Source organism: Gelidibacter sediminis (assembly GCF_004364975.1).
Classification (GTDB): domain Bacteria; phylum Bacteroidota; class Bacteroidia; order Flavobacteriales; family Flavobacteriaceae; genus Gelidibacter; species Gelidibacter sediminis.
This window is the reverse complement of record NZ_SOBW01000007.1, coordinates 1,356,339-1,377,011: the sequence shown is the minus strand read 5'-3', so window position 1 is coordinate 1,377,011 and position 20,673 is coordinate 1,356,339. Positions and strand designations below refer to the sequence as shown.

At 38.7% G+C, this 20,673-nt stretch carries 11 protein-coding genes; 1 reads left to right on the top strand and 10 read right to left on the bottom strand.

Translation table 11 applies throughout. The features are described from left to right. Positions 1-21: 21 nt before the first annotated feature. The 3 genes from sov to BXY82_RS05840 are packed head-to-tail and all read right to left on the bottom strand — an operon-like array spanning position 22 to position 10,163. On the bottom strand, positions 22-7,215 hold the full coding sequence (gene sov, locus BXY82_RS05850) for a T9SS outer membrane translocon Sov/SprA (RefSeq protein WP_133757217.1): 7,194 nt from the start codon (positions 7,213-7,215) through the stop codon (positions 22-24). A gap of 6 nt (positions 7,216-7,221) precedes the next feature. Beyond that, entirely contained in the window at positions 7,222-7,803 is a 582-nt protein-coding gene (gene ruvA, locus BXY82_RS05845) for a Holliday junction branch migration protein RuvA (protein WP_133757216.1), read from the bottom strand. 41 nt (positions 7,804-7,844) lie between these two features. Further along, positions 7,845-10,163, bottom strand: a complete 2,319-nt coding sequence (locus BXY82_RS05840) for an NADP-dependent malic enzyme (protein ID WP_133757215.1) — start codon at positions 10,161-10,163, stop codon at positions 7,845-7,847. 253 nt (positions 10,164-10,416) lie between these two features. Between BXY82_RS05840 and BXY82_RS05835 the strand changes: the two genes are divergently transcribed. After that, the gene (locus BXY82_RS05835; RefSeq protein WP_133757214.1) at positions 10,417-12,291 is read left to right on the top strand and encodes a hypothetical protein; all 1,875 of its coding nucleotides are present in this window, start codon (positions 10,417-10,419) and stop codon (positions 12,289-12,291) included. Here BXY82_RS05835 and queG read toward each other — a convergent pair. The 7 genes from queG to BXY82_RS05800 all read right to left on the bottom strand — a co-directional run bounded on the left by queG (position 12,288) and on the right by BXY82_RS05800 (position 20,673). Further along, on the bottom strand, positions 12,288-13,214 hold the full coding sequence (gene queG / locus BXY82_RS05830; RefSeq protein WP_133757213.1) for a tRNA epoxyqueuosine(34) reductase QueG: 927 nt from the start codon (positions 13,212-13,214) through the stop codon (positions 12,288-12,290). The genes BXY82_RS05835 and queG overlap by 4 nt on opposite strands. A 155-nt stretch (positions 13,215-13,369) precedes the next feature. After that, entirely contained in the window at positions 13,370-13,699 is a 330-nt protein-coding gene (locus BXY82_RS05825; protein ID WP_133757212.1) for a GIY-YIG nuclease family protein, read from the bottom strand. Positions 13,700-13,756: 57 nt separating this feature from the next. Next, positions 13,757-15,091: a cytochrome P450 gene (locus tag BXY82_RS05820; RefSeq protein WP_133757211.1), complete on the bottom strand. Its 1,335-nt coding sequence runs from the start codon at positions 15,089-15,091 to the stop codon at positions 13,757-13,759. Positions 15,092-15,169: 78 nt separating this feature from the next. Beyond that, entirely contained in the window at positions 15,170-16,192 is a 1,023-nt protein-coding gene (gene ruvB / locus BXY82_RS05815) for a Holliday junction branch migration DNA helicase RuvB (RefSeq protein WP_133757210.1), read from the bottom strand. A 171-nt stretch (positions 16,193-16,363) separates the two neighbouring features. Beyond that, complete coding sequence (locus BXY82_RS05810; protein WP_133757209.1) at positions 16,364-18,160, bottom strand: cytochrome c oxidase subunit I; 1,797 nt, start codon at positions 18,158-18,160, stop codon at positions 16,364-16,366. A gap of 31 nt (positions 18,161-18,191) precedes the next feature. Continuing rightward, entirely contained in the window at positions 18,192-19,265 is a 1,074-nt protein-coding gene (locus BXY82_RS05805) for a cytochrome c oxidase subunit II (RefSeq protein WP_133757208.1), read from the bottom strand. 28 nt (positions 19,266-19,293) lie between these two features. Continuing rightward, the gene (locus BXY82_RS05800) at positions 19,294-20,673 is read right to left on the bottom strand and encodes a quinol:cytochrome C oxidoreductase (protein ID WP_133757207.1); all 1,380 of its coding nucleotides are present in this window, start codon (positions 20,671-20,673) and stop codon (positions 19,294-19,296) included.

Below are 20,673 nucleotides of genomic sequence, written 5' to 3'. Positions count from 1 at the left end.
TTTATAATCCGTTAATCAAAATTAATTGCCGAAATTATAGCGGAGTGTTAAGCCTGATCTGATGGTCGTTTGAGGGAATGCCGTAGAGATGGCATATTCTGAAAATGTGTAATCAAAATAGAAAATTCCCGTTAAGTTTTTGCTGAAGGCGTAATCAGCAGAATACTTAACACCCCAGATGGTTTGTCCAGAGGTTACTTGATTATCTTCTAAATCTAAATATCTGATAATGGTCTTATTGTCTCGTAAGGATACATCGGCTTTCATGTTTAGATCTGACTTGATAATTTGCGTTGGTCCCGCCATTTTAGAACGGATTCTCACATCCTTAATACGGTAACCTAAACCTAAGGTGTATTGATTCCCTTTGATTTCAGTTAGTAAATTATTGTCAAAACTTAAAGAGAGAATTCGATCTTTCCTTACCTCGGCCAAAATCTTAACAGAATTTTTCATCTCAAAATCCAATTTCACCAAGGGGCTAAATTGCTCTTCCAAATTGATATTACTGAACAAGGTTTCGTTTTTAAAATTCCCACCCTGATCTAGGGCTTCCGGATTGCTTTCGTCATAATCCAAATTCGTGCGGAACTGATTGATTGTATACCCAGAACGGTAGCCATGAGACACTGAAAAACGCTTGAATTTATCCTTAAACCATTTCAGGCGCATCAAGCCGGTATATTTTAATGTCCAGTTAGGAATTGGAACATCTCTAAACGCACTTAATTTTACATTATCAGGATTTGCGCCTTGGTATGCCGATAAGAATGACGGCAGTAAGACTGCTTGATTATTCTTTCCAAATCCGACAGGGTAACCATCTGCATCTGTAGGATACGAATTGGTTCCATAAAAGTTTTGTGCCAATCGTCTTGCAATTACCAACCTATTGGCTCTAAAATCATCAAACGCCGCAGATTGTTGATCATCACTCGGGCTGAATGCCGTTTTAATTAGGGATGTTGAAATATTGAAATTACCAAAAGAATTTGTAATCAACGTATTGTAGGCATCACTATATCCATCATTATCAAAATCTAAAGCATTAAAGTTTTGATTGGTATTTTCAGAATACATCCTACTCCCTATCAAATCAATCTTTAAATCTTTAATCACCTCAAGATTGGCCGAAACATCTAAAATGCGATTGGTCACTTCTGAATATTGTTGATTAAAATCAGGATACACCGTTAACCAACCATTTCTGGCCACAACATCCCGAATGTCACTTTGACTTCCAAATGTATATCCAAAGGTGGGCTTCATTGTTCCAATAAATCCAGGAGTTCTTAAATACCCTGGCAAGAACGACCCATTATTTTCACTATAATTAATTTGTACTCGTTTTACCATTGTAACGAGGTCTACAAACGTGTTAAATGCTTTTGTCCCAGCATTTGAGTCCGTGTCAGTGGTCTGACCTGGGTTTTGATTTCCAGCTGTTCTTCGCTCCAAACCATCTGGCGTAGAACGCCTGTTTTGCGCCACTGCATTCTTGTTTTCCTTACGTACCAACCCTACATATTTGTATAAGGTTTCCATGTTAAGGGTAGAATTAATGTTATGTGTGTTGGCGTTTTGGATTGAATTTCCTAAATTATAGTTGGTAGTTGTGCCTGTGGTTTCATCGAATAATGGCAGATTCGTATTTAAATCTGACCCTTTTTGCCACTGGAAATCGCCGGTATAAGAATAGGTCGCTTTTAGAAAACTAAAGGTCGGAATTTTATAAAGTGGAAGCTCATAATTAAGTTGCAACTGTTGGTTTTGAATGTTCGGATCTCCAAAATCAAAAAACCCATCCCAAACATTTAAAGTCGGGTCTTGCCTACCGTTAATCACATCATCAACAAAATAGTTTCTAACGATATTACTGTTGTTGGCTGAGAAGTTCAGATTCAATGATTTTGTGAGCTGATAATTGATAGCATATTGGAAATCGAACCTGTAGTTTCGTCGGAACAATTCTTCCAGGCCTATATTATTTCCAGCTAATTCTACCTCCCTAAATTTCTGTTTATTAAACTGACGTAGAATATCTGTATTGATGGTAAAGCTGTTTGGCATTAAATTAAAGTTGAAGTCCTTTAATATTTTAGCGTATTTACCTTTAAAAATCGAATCATTTTTGGCGAAAGGCTCAATGGTGATGGGTTCAAAACTGTGTGCGTAGTTAACACCTGTTCTTAAATTTTGATCTAAAGCCCTTTCAATCTCAAAATCCCGGTGTTCGACTTTATTATATGAATAATTGAAGGTCAAATTCTCCACGTCATAAAATCGTGGTATTTTATCTCCGGTACGTTGTTTTCTTACCCCGATAAAATTGATGCTCTTACGTTTGGTATAATCTTGAGACTGCTCTAAAATCTCATCTTCTTCGTCAGATGAGCTTGCAGCACTAAGTCTCGAATCTAAAGTTAAGTCATTGTAATATTGGTCATATTTGGGGGTGATCATCTCTTCACTTTGCGCATAATTGAATGGCACTTGAATGCCCCATTTTTTTGGCAATAACTGACCAAGATTAAGGTTGGTAACCACGTCATACTGCTTAACATCCTCGCGACTGCGTTCATTTGGGCGCTGCTCAATACCTCCAAAACCTACGGTACTTTGTCTTCCGGTGGCGCTAATATCAGCAAAATCAGCAATATTGGAGTCCATACTTAAAACTGCAGCCCATCCGCCTTCATTATCTAAATCAGAAAGACGCAACTCATTAAACCATACTTTTCCACATAAATTGGTTGCAGTAGTGTTATTCTTAACGCCCACCATCAACACTCTTACGTCTCCAAAATTTGGATTTCCTTTTATAGCTACGCGGGTTTCGCCCACCTCAAAAGCATCACCTCCATTAACCAACTCAGGCCCTGATGGCGTGACATTATATAATGTCGGGTTTTGATTTGCTAAAGAGCCGTCACTTATACCAATAGATTTGATTTGTTGCAAGATGTCCAATGTAATATCAATCTCATTTTCAGAAGGCCAAACTTGATCGCGTCCAGCACCTGCCACAACGTTTAACGGTACTTGAATTTCATAGAAATTTTGGGTAAAATCATTTCCCATTCTGATAAATCCTACCATTTCTCCAGGGTTTAGAGTACGGCCTTCAACTGCTTCAGCATGCATGAACATTTTCAATTTCTTGTACTGACGCATGTCAATGCTGATATTTTTATAGACCCCACGAGAATCACCACCTTCCAATTCGCACACCTCCACCACTAGAGATTGCTCATTTTGCCTGATAATGTTGTTGTTATTATTTAACTGCTCCAACTCTACGCCAGGTGGTAGCACATAATTACCTTCATTTTCTTGAAGTCCAATAACGCCAACACTAAATGACGCATCAGAACTATTATTGGTAGGATTGTTATCCAAGTCTAAAGTATAGCGTCTCCAATCACTTCTTACCAAATCTAAAGTAGCAAAACGCATTACTGTTGGTTGAGTAAAACCTTTAAGGTACATTCTTGCAAACCTTATGGATCTGATATCTGAAATACCTCCAATGGCCCGCGTAGCTTCGTCAATTGGAATTCGGAACTGGTACCATCTCACATCTCTATTGTCGCCATTTGGCAATGTGACATTTCTGGTTTTGACATCGTTTATTAAAGTATTGTTAGGATTATCTAAACTCGCCCTTGTAATATCTACTTCATATTCATAATAACTATCAATGGTATTCATTGTGTTATCTCTGTTAATATCTTCTACATCAGGCTGTGTAGTAGAACCTCTATTGGTATCGGAAAATACATCTGGCGAATTGCCCTCAGTTCCGTTATATTTTTTGTATCGATCAAAAATATTGCCTTCAGCCTGAAGAAAATATTGGTAGTTATCATTGGAAGGGTCTGGACCAAATTGCGATCCAAATTCCATAATTTCCTTAGCATCATTATAACCATCATAGCCCACATCCTGATTTTCGCGTTCTGCTCCCAGACTTGAGAAGGCATAAATTAAAGATTGGTTACGTGGCACCACAGAACCGAATTCGGTTGTATTCAAGCCGCTGACATCACCGGTATCTGGCAATCCATTTTCGTATTGTTTTTTACCATCTTTAAGGATGTCTTCAGAAATATTTCCTAGATTTAAAAGTAGCTTACCTCCTGGGTTTGAAGGGTTATCCAAGAATGGATCTTGCACCCAAAATTCTATGTATTCTACGTTTGCCTGCTCAAAATCAGTACTGGTAATTTGACGTGTAATGCCCGCCCAGCTGTCTTGTGGGGAGGTCAAGGTGTTAGGAAAATTAATATTTTGGGTCTGGAAATTGTAAGGTCCCCTTTGCGTTGGATAGTATGCTAAATCTAAGGTTGGGATAATGGTACTTTGCCCCTGTACTAAATCGCGTTGCGGGAATATTTCATCAATAAAAACACGTCTTGTATAGAGATTGGACACATCATTATCTGTGATACCGCTTGGTCGTTGCGAACTATAAAAAATAGGGTCAACCGTGTACCAATTTAATAAAGCTCTATTAAAACCGTTTTGAATGCCATTATCATCTTCATTTGCACCAATACCCAGTTTTTTTGGCCTGCTAGACAAAAACCATGCTTGTGGCGATAGCAAATCGATACTCCCTTGCGAACCTTCAAAATCATCTACATACGCTGTAGACTCCCCTTGAAAATCGGTCCCTTTTGGTGCACCTGGCATGAGGTATGCAAATTCGCCTCTAACCGACAGATTAGAAGGCACATCCGTAACAATATTTGGGAGCTTATTGGCCAATCGGGTTAGGAAAGGCACTTCGGTAGAGTAATTGCCGTTTAGTCCAAATATGGTATTATTGATAGACTCTGTATTGTAATTTGCTTTTTGAGTGATGGGACGCTCGCTCAGATTTAAGAAGGTTCCACCCAATACAAAATTTTCATTGAACTGATGCTCTACATTGATGCCGGCAAAACGTTTTGTTTGCTGACCGAACACCGCATTATTTTCTACAGATACATTAATTGGCGTATTGGACGCTTTAAGCGCTTGGTCTAAAATTTCAACCCGACCCAATTGATAATTTACCGTATAATCAACACCTTCTACCAATACTCGGCCACCCGCAGTCACTTTTACGGAACCTCTAGGCACATTAAAAGCACCAATGGCTATGCCATCACTACCGGTTGATTTATAGCGCCCTTTCAATTGGAACTTATTCTTATCCGCTTCTTCTAATGCCGCAGTTTTTGTGCCTTTATATAATAAATCGTACACATACTTTTCCTGATTGGGGTTGGTATAGGTAGGGTCATTATAATCTGAAGGATAGGCTGGATCTGCTAACACATCAAAAAGATATTCCCCAAAAGGTTCTACTTTAGTAAAAATAATCTTGCCGTTTTGGGTCAAAACCGTAATACCCTGTACGAAATCAAAAAAACCGTCCCCATTAAGCTGCGGATCATTGTTATAATTCAACCGGTCTAAATGAAATAATCGGATTAATGGCGTTTCTGTTATAGGGGTATCATCAGACGGATCAGAGGTGTTATTATCAAAAGGCGGAAATGTCGTTCCCGAGACCGGCTTAATGTAGTTCACTGGCGATGCTTCCGTATAGAAGATATTCAATTTAAAATCTTCCTGGCTCAATTGGTAGGCGCCAGAATCATAAATATTTTTCATCATCAAATCCCAAATCGGCTGATTCACGTTCGTGATCGCACTTTTTAGCATTTTTAAGATCAGGTTATTGTTATTGATGACTGTATTCCCTGAATTTGGATCAGTTGAAGTGCCTGTTGCTTCTACGCCATCATTGGCAAACTCCCCTACTTGGTACACTTTATCTCCAACCGTATATTGGAAGGCCACGGCGAGCACCTCATCATTTAGCAAGCGTTGGTTTAAAGATATATACCCTAACTGGGTTTGAAGTGTATAATCATAACCCTCTACCAATTTTTTGGCATTTTCCAATTTCCCATAATCAAAACCTTCATTAGCAGGGATGTTGATACCTTGCTGCACTCTGGTAATATCTCTTACCGCGCTGTTCAAATTAGAGCCAGCGCCCCCAATATTGGTAGGATCGAAGCCGTTATTTTTATTGTCTGGCAGTGGTCCGGGTTTTAGAATCGTGACATTAGAACCTACACGCTGCGACTCCCCAAGATCTTGAAATGCCGCCACGTTACGGACGTTGTCGGTTTGATTGCTTCTATTGGTCACCCAGACTTCTATACGCGTAATTTGAACATTACTATTGATATAAGGGTAGCGTTGTAAGGCAGTATCGTAACGCTCTCTAAAATAGTGTGCTAGGAAAAAATGCCGATTCTCATCGTAGTCCCGTGCGTAAAAAGAGAATTCTTCTAGCGTGCCGCCGCCTTGGGCAACAACAGAGCGCGACTGCGATTTCTGTTCAGAGAAGACTGCTGTAACTCGGGTTTTCCCAAATTGTAATTCGGTTTTAACCCCAAACAAACTTTGTGCACCGGTAATGAGCGAACTGTTCAGCGGCATGCTGACGTTACCGACCTCAATTTTTCTGACAATATCGTCTTCAGTTGGGGTGTATTCTAACTTAATTAGGTTTTGAAAATCGAAAGTGGATTCTGTATCGTAGTTAGCGGTGACTTGTAGTCGGGTTCCAACTTTACCTAATAAACTCAAGCTGATACGTTGGTCAAAATCGAAAGTGAAATTACTGCGGTTACGTGGTGAAAACGATGGATTATCTTGTTTAGTGAACAAAACTCCCAAATCCATTTCAACCGAACCTTGCGGGATCACCTCAATGGTATTACCTCCAAAAATAGTTTCGAAAAATCCGGAATTGACGTAAAATTCTGGCAACAAATTCTTTTGCTGTCCTTCAGTACCATCTTTTTTACCTTCCGCAATGTCAACCTTTTGTTTGTAGTAATTTTTCAGATTCTCTTCCAATACCAATTTTTGGTATTCGGTGGGCGTTAAAATAAGCGGATAATTGATGTTAAACCGTCCTACTGTTTGGGTAAAGATGTACCGGTCTGTACTAGGATCATAGGTGTATTTTGAAACAATACTATTAGGATCAGGCATTTTAATACTGCCTAAGGCATATCCTGTTTTGGTACTATCCTGTTCTGCCGGAATTTCTTGAGAAAACCCAAGTTGACTAAAGCACACGACTATGACCAGAAGCCATAAACGTTTTAGAGACTGAAATAAGCTTGGGTTAGTGGTGCTCAAAATCGATTATAAATTTTTTAATGCCGCCTTTATAATGACTTCTACGTTGGCATCTGGTTGATTGGCAACAATTTTCTCGACAACACGTTCGGCTTGTTTTCGTGCAAAACCGAGAACTTCTAAAGCTGATAACGCTTCATCTTTATGAGTATTGTTTTCAACTACAGAAAGTTCATCTATATCATACACTTTTAGCACTTTATCCTTCAAATCCAGAATAACACGAGCAGCCGTTTTAGCACCAATCCCTTTAATGGATTGAATTAAGGCTACATCGTCATGTGCTATACCTTCGCGCACTTGTTTAGGTGTTAAGGATGATAACATGGTACGTGCCGTACTGGAACCCACTCCACTAACAGAAATCAATAATTTAAAAATCTCACGCTCTGCAATGGACATAAAACCGTAAAGCGTATGTGAATCTTCCTTTATCTGCAAATAGGTATACAGTTTTAGATTTTCGCCTTCCGGAATTTGAGAATAGGTGTGTAATGAAATATTAATATGATAGCCTATACCATTGCAATCTATGACAACATCAGTTAAATTTTTCTCTACAAGTTTTCCTTGGATATGTGTAATCATGAACTGGCTTTAGATTGATCTCAAATGTAAGAAAATTATTTTCATTGCACAGCTGATTCATTTGCTAAAGCCGCTTTGGCTTCTTGCTCCTTTTTCTCTTTATACTGGGCATCAATAACAGCAATTGCAGTCATATTCACAATTTCATCTACACTAGCATCTAATTGAAGAATGTGAACTGGTTTGCGCATGCCCATCATGATTGGTCCTATAGATTCAGCTTTGTTTAATTCCTTTAAAAGTTTATAGGTAATATTGGCTGAATCTAGACTTGGAAAAATAAGCGTATTCACTTTGCGACCCGACAATTTTGAAAACGGGAAAAACTCTTGAAGCATGTCTTGATTAAGTGCAAAATCTGTTTGCAATTCGCCATCAACAATTAATTCAGGATTAGTTTCGTGCAAGATTTTTACGGCGTCTCTTACTTTTGTCGCTCGCGGACTGTCTGAAGATCCAAAGTTTGCAAAAGAAATCATGGCCATAACTGGTTCCAAACCAAACATCCTAACGGTCCTTGCAGTCATTTGCGCAATTTTGGCCAAATGCTCAGCAGGCGGATCAATATTAATTGAAGTGTCACTCAAAAACATTGGGCCACGTTGGGTCATCATAAGATTGGTAGTAGCCACACGGGTGGCACCTTTTGCCAAACCAATAAGTTCTAACATTGGTTTTACTACGGAAGGGTAACTGCGTGAGAATCCGGAAATTAAAGCATCCGCATCACCTTCATTAACCATCATTGCAGCAAAATAGTTACGCTCTCTCATCAGCTTTTGTGCTGAATAAAGCGTTACTCCTTTACGTTTGCGTTGCGACCAATACACTTCTGCATATCTATTGCGGCGTTTTTCCTCATCATCCGTTTTAGGATCGATAATTTCAACATTGGCGTCAAATTCAATTTCGGCCATCAAACTCAAAATCGTTTCACGTCTCCCCAATAAAATTGGGATGGCAATACCTTCATCAAATGCTATTTGGGCGGCTTTTAAAACATCAAGATGGTCTGCCTCAGCATATACCACACGCTTCGGATCCATTTTTGCACGGTTAGTTAACAACCGGACTATTTTATTATCAGAACCTAAACGTTCCAACAAACTATCACGGTATTTATCCCAATCATTGATGGATTCCTTAGCCACGCCACTCTCCATAGCAGCTTTAGCCACCGCTGGTGGCACTTCGGAAATTAAACGAGGATCAAACGGTTTCGGAATGATATATTCCCTTCCAAAAGTTAAATGGGTTTCACCATAAGCAATATTTACTTGCTCTGGCACATTCTGTTTTGCTAAATTGGCAAGGGCAGTTACTGCCGCCATTTTCATAGCCTCATTAATTTTAGTAGCCCTGACATCTAAAGCGCCTCTAAAAATATAAGGAAAGCCGAGTACGTTATTCACTTGGTTAGGATGGTCAGAACGCCCAGTAGCCATAATAACATCTTTACGGGTATCAATGGCCAATTGGTAATCAATTTCAGGATCAGGATTGGCCAAAGCAAAAACGATAGGATTATCGGCCATGGACAATAACATCTCAGGAGAGAGAATATTGGAGGTAGACAAACCTATAAAAACGTCGGCGTTGTGCATGGCGTCTTCTAAGGTTTCTAAATCTCTATGGGTAGCAAATTCAGCCTTTTCTGAAGTCAAGTCTGTTCTGGTCTGTCTGATCACACCTTTACTATCTGTCATTACAATGTGTTCCCGTTTGGCACCAAACGCTTGGTATAATCGTGTACACGAAATAGCCGCAGCACCAGCGCCACTAATCACTATCTGAACTTCCTCAATTTTCTTATCTGCAATTTCCAAAGCATTTAATAAGGCCGCGGCCGAAATGATAGCAGTTCCATGTTGGTCGTCATGCATTACCGGGATGTCCAATTCTGCTTTTAAACGGCGCTCAATTTCAAATGCTTCTGGAGCTTTAATATCTTCTAAATTTATTCCACCAAATGTAGGCGCAATCATTTTAACCGTTTGGATGAATTCTTCAACATTTTCAGTATTGACTTCAATATCAAACACATCTATATCTGCAAAAATTTTAAACAGCAAGCCTTTACCTTCCATTACTGGTTTAGAGGCTTCAGGACCAATATTACCCAAGCCCAACACCGCAGTGCCATTAGAGATTACTGCCACCAAATTACCCTTAGCAGTATATTTGTAAACATTGTTGACATTTTTAGCAATCTCTAGACAAGGTTCTGCAACCCCTGGGGAGTACGCCAACGACAAATCACGTTGCGTTGCATATTTTTTAGTAGGAACTACCTGTATTTTACCAGGCGTAGGTTTTGCATGATAAACTAAGGCCTCTCTGCGTTTGCTCTGCTTGCTCATATAATTTAAAATTTTAGCTAGGAAACAAAGGTAAGTGTTTTATGAGAAAAGAAAAGTGACATTAAATACATTTGCATAAATTTATTAGGGCCTCGTTATGGCTTCCCAATCGTTTGGAAAAGCAGCATGACAATTCTCCTAACCACCTCTTTCAGAACAGATAATCAAATAGCATAAGCGCACGAAATTTTTAAAATTGAGCACTTCAATTGCCCTATATTTGCAGCGTAGCTTTTGATTTCCCACTTAATAGATGCCTTTAAGAACCTTAATTTTTATCACACTTTTTCTATTAGGTCAAGGTTTTGTTGTCGCTCAGGATGATTTAACCAAAGAAGACACTATAAACATGTACCAAAAAATTGAAAACTATTCCAAAAAAAGAAAATTTACAAAAGCACTGCACAAATTGGTGTTCAGATCTACGGCAAAAAAACCTGTAAACGCATCCAAAAATCGGCCAAAGCAAGATTTCTCAAAATTTGAGGGGAAAATTATTAGGAACATCAACATCATAAGTCATGACCCCTTTGGATTTTCATTTACTGATAGCACACAAACCTCTAATAGCTGGGTAGAAAAAACAGGAAACTTTATCCATATCAAAACCAAGGCCTTTGCGATTAGAAACACCTTGTTAATTAAAGAAAATACGCCCTTAGACACCTTACTTTTAAGCGAGAGTGAGCGTTTAATACGTTCTCAAAATTATATCAGACGCGTTCAGGTTACTGCGGCAAACGTTGGGACCTCTAAAGATTCTGTAGATCTTACTATTGAAGTCTTAGACTCGTGGAGCATGATACCGACGGCTTCGGCATCCACATCAAAGACGAAGCTGAAACTTAAAAACAGGAATTTCTTGGGATTCGGGCATGAATTTAATAACAGTGTCGTTAAAAGCCTGGAAGATGGCAATTATGGCTACGATATGCAATATACTGTACCTAATTTCAAAAACACCTTTATCAAAACGACTTTAGCCTATAAAACAGATTTAAATGGGTATTATAGCAAGCTTCTAAAAATTGACCGACCATTCTACTCTGCATTAACCCGATGGGCGGGCGGCTTATATCTGGATGAACAATACCGTAAAGAATATATTGGTACCGCTGACATAGAGACAAACCTTCAAGATTTCAAATACTTGACCCAGGATTTTTGGGGTGGCCATGCCTACCAATTGTTTAAGGGTAATTCAGAAAAACAGCGAACTACCAACCTAATAACTAGCCTACGTTATCTGCATGTGGGTTATAAGGAACGACCTTCTGAGGAATATGATCCGGTGGGTTATTTTGCGAATGAATCGTTTTATTTGGGAAGTGTCGGGATTGCCTCTCGGCAATATATAAAAGATGATTATATTTTTAGAGATGGCACCATTGAAGATGTCCCTATTGGTACTGTATATGCGCTAACAGGAGGCTATCAACGCAAAAATAAGCATAACCGATTGTACTTAGGGTTAAAAGCTACACATGGTAATTATTTCAATTGGGGATTTTTAAGTACTAATTTTGAAATTGGAAGTTTTGTGGACAACACCCATTTAGAACAAACCACCATCTCGTTACAGGCCAATTACTTTACAAATTTAATTTCATTGGGAAAAAACTGGAAGATGCGTCAATTTATTAAACCGCAAATTTTGATTGGTACCAATAGATTAGATTCAGAGGGCGACCGACTTACTATTGATTACAACAATAAATTTAGAGGGGTTTATGATCACAATTTCGATCTTAAAAACGGTGCTGGTATCAGAGGTTTTGATAGTGACCTAATGGGCACTAAAAAATATGTATTGTCTTTACAAACCCAGTTTTATTCGCCTTGGGAATTGTGGGGGTTCCGTTTGAACCCCTATCTTAATTTTAGTGCAGCAGCTTTAGGTAATGAAGGCACTTCTATTACGCAGAGCAAAGTATACACCTCCTTTGGTGCAGGTTTTATTGTCCGGAATGATTATTTGGTATTCAGTTCCTTTCAGGTGTCCTTTTCCTTCTATCCACAAATTCCTGGGCAAGGGGAAAATATCCTAAAAACCAATGCTTTTGAAACTGATGATTTCGGATTCCAAAGTTTTGATTTGGGCAAACCTAAACCGGTTTGGTATAATTAGTTCTTCTTTAAGAAATCAATATTACGCTTTAAACCTTCGAATTTTGTGCGTTTTACTGGTGATTTCTTAAAAAGGTCCCTGAATACATCTTCGGTAATTTCTTCCCAATCTTTTTTAGTCATGGACAGTAATTCTGGATGCGGATTAAACAAAGGTTCGCTATGCGCTTTTGAAAAGCGATTCCAAGGACACACGTCTTGGCAGATATCGCACCCAAACATCCAATCATCAAATTGACCTTTAAATTCTGTAGGGATTTTATCTTTTAACTCAATTGTGAAATAAGAAATGCATTTGCTCCCATCTACTACATAGGGCTCAGCAATGGCTTGTGTGGGGCAAGCGTCGATACATTTGGTGCATGTGCCACAATGGTCAGTTGTGGGCAAATCATATTCCAATTCGAGATCAAGTATCAATTCAGCCACAAAATGAAACGATCCTGCTTGTTGGGTTAATAACAGGGTGTGTTTTCCTACCCAGCCCAATCCTGATTTTGCAGCCCATGCTTTATCTAAAACGGGTGCGGAATCTGTAAAGGCACGTCCGTGTACCTCGCCTATTTCTTCTTGAATAAAATTTAGAAGTGATTTTAGCTTGTCTTTAATGACAAAATGATAATCTGTTCCGTATGCATATTTGCTCAGTTTATAGGTCTGATCTATTTGTTGCTCTTCAGGGTAATAATTTAATAATAGTGAAATGACAGATTTAGAATCGTCCACAAGTTTTGTTGGGTCCAGACGTTTGTCAAAATGGTTCTCCATATAGCGCATCTCACCATGCATGTTGTTTTTGAGGTAGCGTTCCAGCCGTGGTGCTTCCTCCTCCAAAAATTGTGCTTTGCTGATACCGCAAGACAAAAAACCAAGGCGTTTGGCTTCTTCCTTAATGAGTTGGCTGTATTTGGATTTATTATTCACTCTTTAGTTTGTTTATTTTCTATCAGCTTGATGGCAATCTAATTATTTGTCAGGCTAAGCGCATTTTAAACTCCTGTCAGGCTGAGCGCAGTCGAAGCCCTTGTAAGACTAAGCTCTGTCGAAGCCCTGTCAGGCTGAGCGCAATCGAAGCCTCTTTATTCTTCACTTTCCTTATTAGGATCATATTTATAATGAGTACTATTTCGACACTCCGCTAGGACTTGCAATCTATCAAAATCCCCCTCAATTAAAGCCTTCTTTTTTGCCCTTGTCCACCCTTTTAGTTTCTTTTCAAAATAAATGGCTTGTAACACATCATTAAATTCCTGATGAAACTCCATGATGACCGGCCGTTTTTTAAAGGTATAACATTCTTTATTTTTTCCGAGTTGATGCTCTTCAAACCTACGGGCAATATCGTTTGTGATTCCGGTGTAATAGGAACCGTCAGCGCATTTTAAAATATAAACGTAGTAGTTGTACATATAGTTTAATCAGGGCTTCGACTGCGCTCAGCCTGACAAATAACTTATAATTCACCCTTACAAACGCGTTTCAAATCTCATTAAGGCGTTCTTAGGCTTTAACGATATCAAAGGTGTAATCTCAATCGAATCGAATTCAGGATACACCTTATAGTTTCGAATCAACTCCGTAACCGCTAAAATCATTTCAAACATTGCAAAATTATTCCCTATACATTTTCTTGGCCCTGCGCCAAATGGAAAATATTGGGAGGAAAATTGACGTCCGCCTTCATCAAAACGCTCCGGCAGGAAATCGTTTGGATGTTCCCATAAACCGGGATGACGATGGATCTCATAAATGGAGAATAATAAGTTAGAATTTTGTTTAAACACCATATTATTGAATACATCTTCCTCTACATTCACCCGATCAATAAAATATACCGGTGGGTATAAGCGCATCGATTCTTCAATAACCTGCTGGCAAATTTTGGAGGCCATCACCATTTGCATCAAACCTTTAGAATCTTCTGAAATTTGCAGACTTTCCTCATAAATTTTGTCTTGCCACTCAGGATGCAGTGCTAAGAGTTGAAAGGTAAAGGTGAGCGCATTTGAAGTGGTTTCATGTCCTGCCGTAAAAAGGATCAAGATTTCATCAATCAATTGTTCTTCATCCATAGCATTGCCATTTTCATAACGGGCCTCTAAAAGCATGTCCAACAAATCGTCTTGCCGTTCTTGAGAATTACGTCTAGCTCTAACAATGTTCTTTAGAATTTGACGGGCTTCCCGGGTCAGCTCTAAATGTTTTTCAATGGTACCACTCGCTTTAAACCACCACCCTAGGTAAGGCTGACGTAGCTCCCGCACCAACATTTTCTGAGCCGCTTCTGTAATAAATTGCAACCTGTTAATGTCTTCAGCACTTGCCGCACTACTGAACAATGATTTTACAACCGTTTGAAATGCCAAATCATTAAACACCGGGAAAACATCAATACGCTTTCCTGGCTGAATATGTGTATACTCAGACCTGATAGCCTGTTGTACCTTTCCCATTAAATTTGCCAAATTTCTTTTATGAAAAGCGGGTTGAATTAATTGACGTTGTTTTTTCCATAAGTCACCTTCTGCGGTAAGTAGCCCTCTCCCCACATATTTGACCAAATCAACAGTTTGGATTTTAGACTTTTTGTAATTTTTTTGATTTTTTTGAAGTACATATTCTGCAAATGAAGCATCACGTGAAAACACGACTTCATCTGTAAATCCTATTTTTAATTTGAAGGTATCGCCTTTGGCAATAAAATTAGAATGATGAAAAGGCAAGGGGTTTTTGAGAATATCCACAGAATGTTTCAGAAAATGAATAAGGGAAACTGTTGGAATATTAGTCGTGCTAGCCATTATTAAAAACTTTGGTAATGCTCATATTGTACTCAGATTCATACTAGAACCAATACACAAAATAGGGTTTAAAATTAGCTAAAACAGACCACCTTGTATGCCCCCTCGTATCTTCCCAAGATGCTTGTAGGCCAAATCCGTTACTTCCCTCCCGCGAGGAGTACGCATAATAAACCCTTGTTGTATTAAAAATGGCTCGTAAACTTCTTCAATGGTTTCGGCACTTTCACTTACAGCAGTTGCTAAGGTGGTTATACCTACTGGTCCACCTTTAAACTTATCAATAATAGTCATTAAAATCTTATTATCCATTTCATCAAGTCCGTGGGCATCTACATTGAGTGCCTTAAGCGCAAATTTTGCTATGGCAATATCAATGCTTCCGTTGCCTTTTATCTGGGCAAAATCGCGTACACGACGCAGCAATGCGTTAGATATACGTGGCGTACCTCTACTCCTACCTGCAATTTCAACAGCCGCTTCCATAGAAATGGGAACATTTAAAATAGAGGCACTACGTTGTGTAATGGTGGTCAGTAATTCCGTGTTGTAATACTGCAACCTGCTTTGAATTCCAAACCTTGCACGCATTGGCGAGGTAAGAAGTCCTGATCGCGTTGTCGCTCCAATAAGCGTAAAAGGATTGAGGTTTATCTGAACAGTTCTGGCGTTTGGCCCAGACTCAATCATGATGTCAATTTTATAATCTTCCATAGCAGAATATAAATACTCTTCTACGATAGGGCTCAAGCGGTGAATTTCATCAATAAACAAGACATCACGTTCATCTAAATTGGTCAATAGTCCGGCAAGATCACCCGGCTTGTCTAGAACCGGCCCTGAAGTCACCTTTATACTTGCGCCCAGTTCACTCGCTAATATGTGCGCTAAGGTTGTTTTACCAAGTCCTGGAGGTCCATGAAACAAGGTATGGTCTAAAGCTTCATTACGTTGGTTTGCAGCTTCGACAAAAATTCTTAAATTCTCCAACACCTGATCCTGACCAGAGAAATCATCAAATGTTAACGGTCTTAATTTTTTCTCGACATCAAGTTCTTCAGGAGAAAAATTGTCATTGGATGGATTTAGGTTGTCGTTCATGTCATTTCCCACAAATGCGGGAATCTCAATTTAATTAATAATAGCGTCTATTGGTATCATTCCTATAGACAGAAAACAAAGATAAACAAAAAGCCTTTCTTATTAAGAAAGGCTTTTATGAGTTGATTGAATTTTGAGATTAAATACTGCTCTCCCAAGTTCAAATTTATTTTAGTGTTGTAACTCCTCTTCACCTTCCTTTAAAGGCACATTTTGAGGCACAAAATCATCGTCATGACCTGGCTTACTATAATCATAAGACCAACGATAAACGTGAGGTATTGCTCCTGGCCAGTTGCCGTGCATATGCTCTACTGGCGTTGTCCACTCCAACGTTGTTGATCTCCATGGATTTTGTACTGCCTTCTTACCGATAAACATACTAGCGAAGAAGTTATATAGGTAAACAATTTGTACAATACCACCGATGATAGCGAAAATAGTGATCACAATATTTACGTCAGCTAAATCATCAAATAATGGGAATGCTGAGTTGGTGTAATAACGTCTTGGTAAACCTGCCATTCCGATAAAATGCATTGGGAAGAACACCCCGTACGCACAGATTGCAGTGACCCAGAAGTGGATATATCCTAAATTTTTGTTTAACATTCTACCAAACATTTTAGGGTACCAATGGTAAACCCCTGCAAACATCCCGTAAATTGCTGAGATTCCCATTACTAAATGGAAGTGGGCAATAACGAAATAAGTATCGTGCACGTTAATATCTAAGGCACTGTCCCCTAGAATGATTCCTGTTAATCCACCAGTGATAAAGGTCGAAACAAATCCTATAGAGAACAACATGGCCGGGTTCATCTGTAGATTTCCTTTCCATAAGGTTGTAATCCAGTTGAATGCTTTTACAGCAGATGGAATTGCAATTAATAAGGTGGTAAAAGTAAATACAGACCCTAAGAATGGATTCATCCCTGACACAAACATATGGTGACCCCAAACAATGGTCGATAAGAATGCAATTGCTAAAATGGAAGCAACCATTGCACGGTATCCAAAGATTGGCTTACGTGAATTAGACGCCATAATTTCTGACACTAATCCCATTGCTGGTAAAATCACAATGTATACTTCAGGGTGTCCTAAGAACCAAAATAAATGCTCAAACAATACTGGAGATCCACCTTGGTAATGCAGAACTTCACCTTGAATAAAAATATCTGATAAGAAGAACGATGTACCAAAACTTCTATCCATGATCAATAATAAGGCTGCTGCAAACAATACTGGGAACGATACCACACCAATAATGGCAGTGACAAAGAATGCCCAAATTGTTAATGGCAAACGCGTCATGCTCATCCCTTTGGTACGCATATTAATTACCGTAACAATGTAGTTTAATGACCCTAATAAAGAGGATGCAATAAAGATAGCCATAGAGATTAACCATAAAGTCATCCCCATACCAGATCCTCCTTGAGCCATTGGCAATGCACTTAATGGTGGATAAATAGTCCAACCCGCTGCTGCAGGTCCTGCCTCCACAAATAATGAGATTAACATAATGACACTTGAAAGGAAAAATAACCAATAGGATACCATGTTCAAGAAACCAGAAGCCATATCTCGCGCACCAATTTGCAACGGAATTAATAAGTTACTAAAGGTACCACTTAAACCTGCAGTTAACACAAAGAATACCATGATGGTACCGTGTATGGTAACCAATGCCAGATAAATATCAGCATCCATAACACCCCCTGGTGCCCATTTGCCCAATAACGCTTCAAAAAGTACATTTGGCTCTTCTGGCCATGCAATTTGAATACGAAACATGATTGACATCAAAACCCCAATAATACCCATGAAGGTACCAGTAATAAGGTATTGTTTGGCGATCATTTTATGATCCTGACTAAAGATATACTTAGTTACAAAGGTTTCTTTGTGATGATGTCCGTGATCGTCGTCGTGTGCGTGAGTATCTACTGCGTGTGTTGACATAATCTATATATACTTTTTAAAAACTTTTTTGTTATTTATTCAATGATTCTTTGAAGGTTTGTTGCTCACTAATCCATGCATCATACTCCTCTTGGGTTTCTACTATAATATTCATTTGCATATTATAGTGAGATTTCCCGCAAATCTTGTTACAAAGTAAGAGGTAGTTAAACTCATAAGGATCTAACGCCTCTTCGCCCTTAGCCATTAACTCTTTACTTTTTTCGGCGCGGATATTATTGATGTTTTGAACCTTCTCAATCATCTCTGGGGTTTCACGCATCTCTTTTGTAGTTACCGTTGGTGTAAATCCAAACTTGGTGATCATACCAGGCACTGAATTCATCTGAGCTCTAAAGTGTGGCATATATACAGAGTGTAGGACATCTTGAGAACGTATCTCAAACAACACTGGCTTATTCACAACTAAATGTAATTCTTTAACTACAATATCATCTTGTGCATTAGGATCAGCTTCATCGATACCTAAAACGTTAGCCTTATCAATATCAATTAATCTAACATTAGCCATACCTAAAACGTTATCCTGACCAGCATAACGAGCTGTCCAGTTAAATTGCTGGCCATATATTTCTACAATCATTGGATCAGCATCTTCATCAATATTCATGATGGACGTCCATGTAAATAATCCGTAGATGATCAATCCTGCTAAAACGATTACAGGAATGATTGTCCAAATGGCCTCCAAAGTATTGTTATCAGCAAAAAACAAGGCTTTCTTTCCTTTTTCGCCTCTGTATTTAAAGGCAAACCAGTGTAATAGAAACTGGGTGATGATTTGAACAGTAAAAATAACCGCCATAGAGATCATCATAAGATTATCAATCTCTGAACCGTGCTCTGATGCAGCGTTAGACATTAAAGGCAAATCTCCCCATTTTACAAAAGAAACAATGGTTATAATGTATATAAAGGCCAAAAAGCCCATCATTAAATATCCGTTGATCTTATTGTCATAATCTGTTGCAATCCCACTATGTGACGTGTCAGTACTGACTTGAGCTAGATCAAAAATTTTGACCATTTGCCAAATAGCTACCGCTATGAAAAGTACTATGATAATTGTTAATAAAGCAGTCATTGTCGTCTCTCTTCTTTATATATTGTTATTAATAATGGAAATGTTCGCTCTCTTTAAGGAATGGATTATTCTTAACAGTTAACGGTGCTTTTGCTAATGATGAGAACACAACAAGCAAGAATAAGCCACCAAATAATAGAATAGATCCTATTTCAGGAATTCCAATGAACCATTGATCACCAGCTGTTGCAGGCATAATCATAACAAAGATATCAATATAGTGACCTACTAAAATAAGGACACCACACATAATTACAAACCATGGAATACGTTTGTAATCACTGTTCATTAAGATTAACAATGGGAACAAGAAATTTAAGATTAACATTCCAAAGAATGGTAATTTATAATCTTCAATACGTGTTACAAAGTATGTTACTTCCTCCGGAATATTTGCATACCAGATTAACATAAACTGTGAGAACCATAAGTATGTCCACAATACACTAAACCCAAACATATACTTTGCCAAATCATGAATATGACTGTCATTGACTAAAGGCAAATGGCCTAATGATTTTAAGAATATGGTTACCATTGCAATTACAGTCACCCCACTTACAAGCATCCCTGCTAAAACGTACCAACCAAATAAGGTACTAAACCAGTGTGGATCCACACTCATAATCCAATCCCAAGACATAATAGATTCTGTATAAATAAAGAATACTAAAAATGCCGCTGCAATACGAAATGCTTTTTTAAAGTTTCTATTATCACCTGGTTCCGCTGTATCTTGAGCGATGGAGAACTTACGGGCAAAATGTCTATATGCCACCCATCCTGCAATAAAAATCACTGCTCTGATAATAAACCATGGAATATTTAGATATCCAGATTTGTTTTGAATCAACTTATCATCAGCAACTACTTCTGGGTTCATCCAGATAAAAATTTCGTTGTGATGACCAATATAATGTGAGCCTACAGCAATAGCGACTACAATAATAGCCCCTGGCAATAGGTAGGCTGTAATACCTTCCATAACACGGTTTAGCAATGGCGACCAACCTGCTTGCGCAGCTACATTAACCGCATAAAATGCTAAAACACCCAAGGCAATCATCATAAAGAAAAAGGCTGCCACATAAAGTGCTGACCATGGTCTCTTTGCCAATCGTTCTTGTACGTGTGCTGCGTGCTCATCATCATGAGAACCATGCTCTACATCAGCGGTAGCGTCATGTGCGTTAGCATCATGCGTGTTATCTGCATGTTCATTGTCACCGGCCACAACATGTGCCTCAGTAGTAGCTTCATGACCGCCCCCATGACCATCTTGAGCCAACATTGTTTTTACCTCTTCTAAAGATTTATGAGATGTCATAAAACCATAAGCCACTCCTAAAACACCTAGGACGATAAGGATAATGGAAAATGTCTTTAATCTATTTGAAATTGTGTACAT